The sequence below is a fragment of the Streptomyces sp. NPDC031418 genome (genome assembly GCF_055581605.1).
Genome location: NZ_JBVIJC010000004.1, coordinates 289,776 through 297,010, shown reverse-complemented (window position 1 = coordinate 297,010; position 7,235 = coordinate 289,776). Strand labels below are relative to the sequence as shown.

At 69.9% G+C, this 7,235-nt stretch carries 9 protein-coding genes; 5 read left to right on the top strand and 4 right to left on the bottom strand.

The window, feature by feature from the left end:
- Positions 1 to 142: 142 nt before the first annotated feature.
- From ACZ5CZ_RS07305 to ACZ5CZ_RS07290, 4 genes are all read right to left on the bottom strand, one after another.
- The gene (locus ACZ5CZ_RS07305; protein ID WP_468940003.1) at positions 143 to 376 is read right to left on the bottom strand and encodes a hypothetical protein; all 234 of its coding nucleotides are present in this window, start codon (positions 374 to 376) and stop codon (positions 143 to 145) included.
- Positions 377 to 854: 478 nt separating this feature from the next.
- Entirely contained in the window at positions 855 to 2,318 is a 1,464-nt protein-coding gene (locus tag ACZ5CZ_RS07300; RefSeq protein WP_468940001.1) for a catalase, read from the bottom strand.
- Positions 2,319 to 2,491: 173 nt separating this feature from the next.
- The gene (locus tag ACZ5CZ_RS07295) at positions 2,492 to 3,409 is read right to left on the bottom strand and encodes a 2-hydroxy-3-oxopropionate reductase (protein ID WP_468939999.1); all 918 of its coding nucleotides are present in this window, start codon (positions 3,407 to 3,409) and stop codon (positions 2,492 to 2,494) included.
- A gap of 42 nt (positions 3,410 to 3,451) precedes the next feature.
- Entirely contained in the window at positions 3,452 to 4,291 is an 840-nt protein-coding gene (locus ACZ5CZ_RS07290; RefSeq protein ID WP_385840796.1) for a TIM barrel protein, read from the bottom strand.
- A 160-nt stretch (positions 4,292 to 4,451) separates the two neighbouring features.
- Here ACZ5CZ_RS07290 and ACZ5CZ_RS07285 point away from each other — a divergent pair, with 160 nt between their 5' ends.
- The 5 genes from ACZ5CZ_RS07285 (at position 4,452) to pucL (ending at position 7,110) form a co-directional block, all read left to right on the top strand.
- Positions 4,452 to 4,715: a YkoF family thiamine-binding protein gene (locus ACZ5CZ_RS07285; protein WP_385840797.1), complete on the top strand. Its 264-nt coding sequence runs from the start codon at positions 4,452 to 4,454 to the stop codon at positions 4,713 to 4,715.
- Complete coding sequence (locus ACZ5CZ_RS07280) at positions 4,712 to 5,074, top strand: helix-turn-helix domain-containing protein (protein WP_385840798.1); 363 nt, start codon at positions 4,712 to 4,714, stop codon at positions 5,072 to 5,074. The genes ACZ5CZ_RS07285 and ACZ5CZ_RS07280 overlap by 4 nt, the downstream gene beginning before the upstream one ends.
- 183 nt (positions 5,075 to 5,257) lie before the next feature.
- Positions 5,258 to 5,770 (top strand): 2-oxo-4-hydroxy-4-carboxy-5-ureidoimidazoline decarboxylase, encoded by a 513-nt coding sequence (gene uraD, locus ACZ5CZ_RS07275; RefSeq protein ID WP_385840799.1) that lies wholly within the window; start codon positions 5,258 to 5,260, stop codon positions 5,768 to 5,770.
- Positions 5,771 to 5,774: 4 nt separating this feature from the next.
- Positions 5,775 to 6,182, top strand: coding sequence for a hydroxyisourate hydrolase (gene uraH, locus ACZ5CZ_RS07270; protein WP_385840800.1), 408 nt, complete (start codon positions 5,775 to 5,777; stop codon positions 6,180 to 6,182).
- A 4-nt stretch (positions 6,183 to 6,186) separates the two neighbouring features.
- Positions 6,187 to 7,110, top strand: coding sequence for a factor-independent urate hydroxylase (gene pucL / locus ACZ5CZ_RS07265; RefSeq protein WP_385840801.1), 924 nt, complete (start codon positions 6,187 to 6,189; stop codon positions 7,108 to 7,110).
- Positions 7,111 to 7,235: the final 125 nt, after the last annotated feature.

Genomic DNA, 7,235 nt, shown 5'->3' with positions numbered 1-7,235 from the left:
GCTCTAGCCCTGACGTCCGCGCCCTCCGGGAGCGTAGAGCGGTCGTGGGGTTTTCCCCCCCCCCGGTGCCCCGGGGGGGGGGGCCCCCCCCCCCCCCCCCCCCCCGCCCCTCCTTCGTGTGCCGCCAAGGTGTAGGCGTTCCCTACACCTCGTGCTCCGACAGCCCCGGCCAGTCGTCGGGCCCGCCGCCCTGCCACTCGATGAGATCACTCTCCTCGACCTCGATCCGGTCCAGATCGGCCAGCCGCAGGATCTCCACGACATCGTCGAGATGCGAGGCGATCCCCAGCACCACATCCCCCTCGGTGACCCGCCGCGACCCGTCGAGGGCGGGCGAGTGGACCACGATGTGCGGATACCGCATCGGATTACCCATACCTTCAGCCTGCGGCGCCCCCCACCGATACGCATTCCGAGGAACGGCCCCGAGGCGGCGGACCCCGGCCGGCCCACCCGCCCGCGGGGCCGCAGGGAACTGCGCGGAAACGCCGAACGCTCCCTCGCCTGCGGGATCGCAGCGGCGTAGGGAGCGTTCGGGGTGGGTGCCGTCCGGCGGCGCGAGGCTGGGCGCGACAGGTCGTTCGCGCCGCCGGACGGGGTCTTGGGGCCCGGAAGGGGCCTGGGTGGGACCGCGATGGCTGCGACGGAGCCGGGGATTCCCTTCCCTCTGGTCGAGAAGGGCACCCGGTTCCTTCACCACCGCACTGGCTCGCACGCCATCGCGGTCCTCGCCCTGCCCGCGCTCCGCGCCGTACGGCCACCCCTCATCCGGGCCGTCCGGCGCGCCGCGCGGGCCGCGTGCGGAGATCATGACCTCCCGTCAGATCCCGCACGCTGCCTGTGGGGCGCTGGTCTCAGTCCTCGCGCAGGGCGCGGACCGCCTCCTCCACGCGCTTGCCGTACTCGGGGTCGGCGGCGTGGAAGTGGGCCAGGTTCTTCTCGATCACGTCGTCGCGGGAGACCTGCGACAGGCCGCCGGCGATGTTGGCGATCAGACGGGACTTCTCCTCCGCGGACATCAGGCGGTACAGCTCACCCGCCTGGTAGAAGTCGTCGTCCTTGGTGTGCAGGGGCGCGGAGTGGGTGCCCGTGTGGCCCGAGACCGCCAGCGGGGCGGACAGCGGGCGGCCGGTCTCCACCGGGCCGTCGTACGAGTTCGGCTCGTAGTTCTTGGCGTGGCGCCCCTGCGGGTTCAGCGCCATGAAGCCGTCGCGGCCGTAGTTTTCGGCGCCGCCCGGCACCGCCTTCGGGGAGTTGACCGGCAGCAGGGTGTGGTTGACACCGAGGCGGTAGCGGTGGGCGTCCGCGTAGGCGAACAGCCGGCCCTGGAGCATCTTGTCGGGCGAGGGGCCGATGCCCGGCACGAAGTTGTTCGGGGAGAACGCGGCCTGCTCGACCTCGGCGAAGACGTTGTCCGGGTTGCGGTCGAGGACGAGGCGGCCCACGCGCTGGAGCGGGTAGTCCTTGTGCGGCCACACCTTGGTCAGGTCGAACGGGTTGAAGCGGTAGTCCGCCGCCTCGTCCGCCGGCATGATCTGGACGTACAGGGTCCAGGACGGGTGCACCCCGCGCTCGATGGCCTGGAGCAGGTCCGTCTGGTGCGAGTTGGGGTCCGTGCCCGCCAGCTCGGCGGCCTGCTCGCTGCTCAGGCTGCGGATGCCCTGGTTGGTCTTGAAGTGGTACTTGACGAAGAAGGCCTCGCCCTGCGCGTTCGTCCACTGGTAGGTGTGCGAGCCGTAGCCGTTCATGTGCCGGTACGACGCCGGGATGCCGCGGTCGCCCATCAGCCAGGTGATCTGGTGCGTGGCCTCGGGGGCGTGCGCCCAGAAGTCCCAGACGTTGTCCGGCTCCTGGCGGCCGGTGAACGGGTCGCGCTTCTGCGAGTGGATGAAGTCGGGGAACTTGATCGGGTCCTTGATGAAGAACACCGGGGTGTTGTTGCCGACGAGGTCGTAGTTGCCCTCCTCGGTGTAGAACTTCACCGCGAAGCCGCGCGGGTCACGGACGGCGTCGGCACCGCCGAGCGAGTCGGCGACCGTCGAGAAGCGCACGAACACCTCGGTGCGCTTGCCGATCTCGCTCAGGAAGTCGGCGTGGGTGAACCCGGTGACGTCGTCGGTCACCTCGAAGTGGCCGTACGCGCCGGAGCCACGGGCGTGCACCACGCGCTCCGGGATGCGCTCGCGGTTGAAGCGCGCGAGCTTCTCCAGGAGCTGCTGGTCCTGGATCAGGAGCGGGCCGCCTACGCCGGCGGAGGCGGAGTTCTGGTTGTCGGCGACCGGTGCGCCGGACTCTGTCGTGAGCACGCGCTTCGACATCGGGGACCTTCCGTGCGGGTGGCAGCGGAAACATTCTTCCGCTTTGTGGAGCCTAGAAGTGGGGCGATCTGAGCGTCAACAGTTTGTTGAATGTGATTCCGGGCCGCGGCGCCGCCTGGGCGCGACAGGACAGGTGTCAGCGGCGCCGCGGCCCGGAAGTCTGGTGGGGCGGATCAGACCTGCGCGCCGGACAGGCGCTCCACGGCCCGCAGCAGGGCCGAGTGGTCCAGCCCGCCGTCGCCCTGGGCGCGCAGCGAGGCGACCAGCTGGGCGACCACGGAGCCGACCGGCAGGGCCGCGCCGACGGTGCGGGCGGCGTCGGTGACGATGCCCATGTCCTTGTGGTGCAGGTCGATCCGGAAGCCCGGCTTGAAGTCGCGGTTGAGGAAGTTGTCCTTCTTCCGCGTCAGCACGGTCGAGCCGGCCAGACCGCCGTTGAGGACGTCGAGGGCGGCCTTCAGGTCCACGCCCGACTTCTCCAGGAAGACCACGGCCTCGGCGCACGCCTGGATGTTCACGGCGACGATCAGCTGGTTGGCGGCCTTCACGGTCTGGCCGGAGCCGTGCGGGCCGCACAGCACGATGGTCTTGCCGAGGGCCTCGAAGATCGGCTTGGCCTCCTCGAAGTCGGCCTGCTCGCCACCGACCATGATCGACAGCACGGCCTCGACGGCGCCGGCCTCACCGCCGGAGACGGGCGCGTCCAGGACGCGGATGCCCTTGTCCTTGGCGGCCTTCGCCAGGTCGATGGAGGTCTGCGGGGTGATCGAGGACATGTCGATCAGCAGGGCGCCCTGCTTCGCGTTCTCCAGGATGCCCTCGGGGCCGTAGGAGATGGCCTCGACCTGCGGGGACGCGGGCACCATGGTGATCACCACGTCGGCGTCGCGCACGGCCTCGGCGATGGAGGAGGCGGCGGTGCCGCCGGCCGCGGCCAGGCGCTCCAGCTTGTCCTGCTCCAGGGTGAAGCCGGTGACCTGGTAACCCGCCTTGATCAGGTTCTCGGACATGGGGGAGCCCATGATGCCGAGGCCGATCCAGGCGATCGCCGGGCGGGTCGGGCGGGAAGAATTCGTGAGGTTGTTGCTCATGATGGGGGTGCCTCTCTCAACTGCCTTGCGAAGTAAGGGGGTTCAGCGCGCTGCGCGCGCCTCGCGCGGGAGCCACTCGAAGGCCTCGGCGCTCGGGCGGTCGCCCGGCTTGTACTCCAGGCCCACCCAGCCGTCGTAACCGGCCTTGCTCAGCTGGTCGAGCAGCTCCTCCAGCGGAAGCGAACCCGTCCCGGGGGCGCCACGGCCGGGGTTGTCGGCGATCTGGACGTGCCCGGTCTTCGCCGCGTACCGCTCGATGACCGAGGGGAGGTCCTCGCCGTTCATGGACAGGTGGTACAGGTCCATCAGGAACTTCGCGTTCCCGAGGCCGGTCGCCGCGTTGACCTTGTCCACGACCTCGATCGCGGCCGGCGCCGACACCAGCGGGCAGAGCGGCGACTCGGGCTGGTTCAGCGCCTCGATCAGCACGATCGCGCCGATCCGGTCGGCGGCCCGGGCCGCGAGGACGAGGTTCTCCAGGGCGAGCGCGTCCTGCTCGGCCGGGTCGACACCCTCCACGCGGTTGCCGTAGAGGGCGTTGAGGGCCGTGCAGCCGAGGGACCGGGCGAAGTCCGCCGCCACGTCGATGTTGGCGCGGAACTTCTCCGACTCCTCGCCCGGGATCGACAGGGCGCCGCGGTCGGGGCCCGGCAGCTGTCCGGCGTAGAAGTTGAGCCCCGTGAGCCGGACGCCCGCGTCCTCGATCGCCTTCTTCAGGGCGTCGAGCTCGGACTGCTCGGGGGTGGGGGAGTCGACCCAGGGCCACCACAGCTCGACCGCGGTGAAGCCCGCCGCGGCGGCGGCCGCGGGACGCTCCAGGAGCGGGAGTTCCGTGAAGAGGATCGACAGGTTGACGTTGAAGCGCTGGTCTGCGAATCCCATCGGGGGCCGCGCTCCCTTCCGTGGTCGTGTTTCCGTATTACGGAAGTTCGTTTCTGCTTAATGGAAGATTGCCGTCGGGTGTCGGGGCTTGTCAAGGGGCGCCCAGCACCGGTCCTCGCCGGGCGGTCCGAAAACCCCTGCCGCGCGTTAGGTTGTGCGCGTGCGATTGAGAGTGGAGTTCACGACCGAACCCTTCGACCTGGACGAGGCCCCCGCGCACGCCCTGGCGGCGCGCGAGGTCATCGAGACGGCCGGGCTGGACGCCGTCGACGTCGGCCCGTTCGGCAACACGGCCGAGGGCGGCGCCGACCGTGTCCTGACGGCCGTGGACGCGTTGTTGCGCAAGAGCCTGGAGGCCGGCGCCACCCGGATCTCGCTCCAGGTCAACGTGGTGGGCGGCGACGCCGGGGAGGGCGATAGATGAGCGCGGACGAGCCCTTCATCGCGGCCGTGAAACCGCTGGTCGACGCGATGGGCGGAGAGATGCTCCCGCCCGACGAGGCCGGCCCCGAGGATGTCGTCCTCGGCTGGGAGGGCGTCGACGTCGTCGCCGTACGCCTGCCCCAGCTCGCCGACTCCCTCGACCACATCCTCGCCGCCATGGAGCGCAGGCGGGGCCGGCCGCTGGCCGACCTGGACCGCAGGGCCAAGCAGGAGATCGTCCGTACGCTGGAGGCCCGGGGCGCCTTCGCGGTACGGCACGGCGTCGAGACCGTGGCGAGCGCGCTCGGGGTGAGCCGCTTCACGGTCTACAACTACCTCAACCGGGAGAAGGGCGCGTAGCCGCTTCACCGGGGGCGGCCCCGCGCTTCCCCGGGTCCCTCGGGGGCGTTCTCGCCCCCGGTGACGCACGGGCCCGGTTGTTACGCGGAATTTTCAACAAAGTGTTGACGTGGCGTTTCCGGGGGCGTTAGCTATCGGCAGCCCGCTGAAGCACGACGGCCGTTTCCGGCCACGGAGGCTCCCGTGACGACGACTTCCACGCCCCCGGGCCTGGCCCGGTTCAACGACCTGGAGGAGCCGGCGGCGCACGCCGCCCTCCACGAGGCGTGCGCCTCCACCGCGTGGGTCCGGCGACTGCTCGCCGGCCGCCCCTACGCCACCACCGACGCCCTCTACGCCGCCAGCGACGCCGCCATGGCCGAGCTGACCGCGGCCGACCTGGCGGAGGCGATGGCGGGGCACCCGCCCATCGGCCGCCCCAAGCCCGGCGACCCGACCTCCGCCCGCGAACAGAGCGGCATGGCCGGCGCCGGCGAGGAGCTGAAGGCCCAGATGCTCGAGCTGAACCTGGCCTACCAGGAGAAGTTCGGCCATGTCTTCCTCATCTGCGCCACCGGCCGGACCGGCGAGCAGATGCGGGACGCGGTGAAGGAGCGGATCGGCAACGCGCCGGAGCAGGAGCGGGAGATCGTCCGCACCGAGCTGGGCAAGATCAACCGCATCCGCCTGGCCCGACTCGTCGAAGAGGACGCCTGACACCATGAGCACCAGCACCACCGCCTCCGTGTCCACCCACATCCTGGACACCTCCGTGGGCCGCCCCGCCGAGGGCGTCGCCGTCCGGCTCTCCGCCCGCTCGGGCCCCGAGGCGGACTGGCAGGCGCTCGGCGGCTCCGCGACCGACGCCGACGGCCGGTGCAAGGACCTGCCGGCGCTGCCGGAAGGGACCACACACGTACGGCTCGACTTCGCCGTCGAGTCGTATTTCGAAGAGAAATCTGCGAAGAAGCAAGCCGATGCGCAGCAGGACGCCCCCGCGACTCGGGACAGCGGACCGGCTGTGTTCTTCCCGGAGGTGGCGATCACGTTCGCCGTGGTACCGGGCGAGCACTACCACGTACCGCTGCTGCTCAACCCGTTCGGCTACTCCGTTTACCGAGGGAGCTAGCTAAATGCCCACCATTCTGGGACAGAACCAGTACGGCAAGGCCGAGAACCGAGTCGTAAAGATCACGCGGGACGGCGCCACCCACCACATCAAGGACCTCAACGTCTCGGTCGCCCTGAGCGGCGACATGGACGACGTCCACTACTCCGGCTCCAACGCCCACGTCCTGCCCACCGACACCACCAAGAACACGGTGTTCGCCAAGGCCAAGGAACACGGCATCGAGTCCGCCGAGCAGTTCGGCATCCACCTGGCCCGCCACTTCGTCACCTCGCAGGAGGTGATCCACCGGGCGCGCATCCGCATCGAGGAGTACGCCTGGGAGCGGATCGAGACCTCGGACGCCAACTCCCGGTTCATCGGCGCGGACGAGGTCAAGCACTCCTTCGTGCGCAAGGGCCAGGAGACCCGCGTCACCCAGATCACCTACGACGGTGAGCAGTTCGAGGTCATCTCCGGTCTGAAGGACCTGACGGTGATGAACTCGACCAACTCCGAGTTCTGGGGCTACATCAAGGACAAGTACACGACGCTCCAGGAGGCCTACGACCGCATCCTGGCCACGTCGGTCTCGGCCCGGTGGCGGTTCAACTGGACCGACGACGAGCAGAAGATGCCCAACTGGGAGAAGTCCTACGAGCAGGTCAAGAAGCACATGCTGCACGCCTTCGCCGAGACCTACTCCCTCTCCCTCCAGCAGACGCTGTACCAGATGGGCTCGCGCATCATCAACAACCGCGGCGAGATCGACGAGGTCCGCTTCTCGCTGCCGAACAAGCACCACTTCCTCGTCGACCTCGAGCCCTTCGGTCTCAAGAACGACAACGAGGTCTACTTCGCCGCCGACCGCCCCTACGGCCTCATCGAGGCCACGGTCCTGCGGGACGGCGTCGAGCCCCGTATCCCGGTCGACATGACCAACCTCTGACGCGGGACGCGGGGGCCCCGCCCCCCCCCCCCCCCCCCGGGGAGGCCACCCCCCAAAGAAAAAAAAAAAAACAAACCCCCCCCCAGGGGTGGACCAAACCCCCCCCCCCCCCCCCCCTTCCCCCC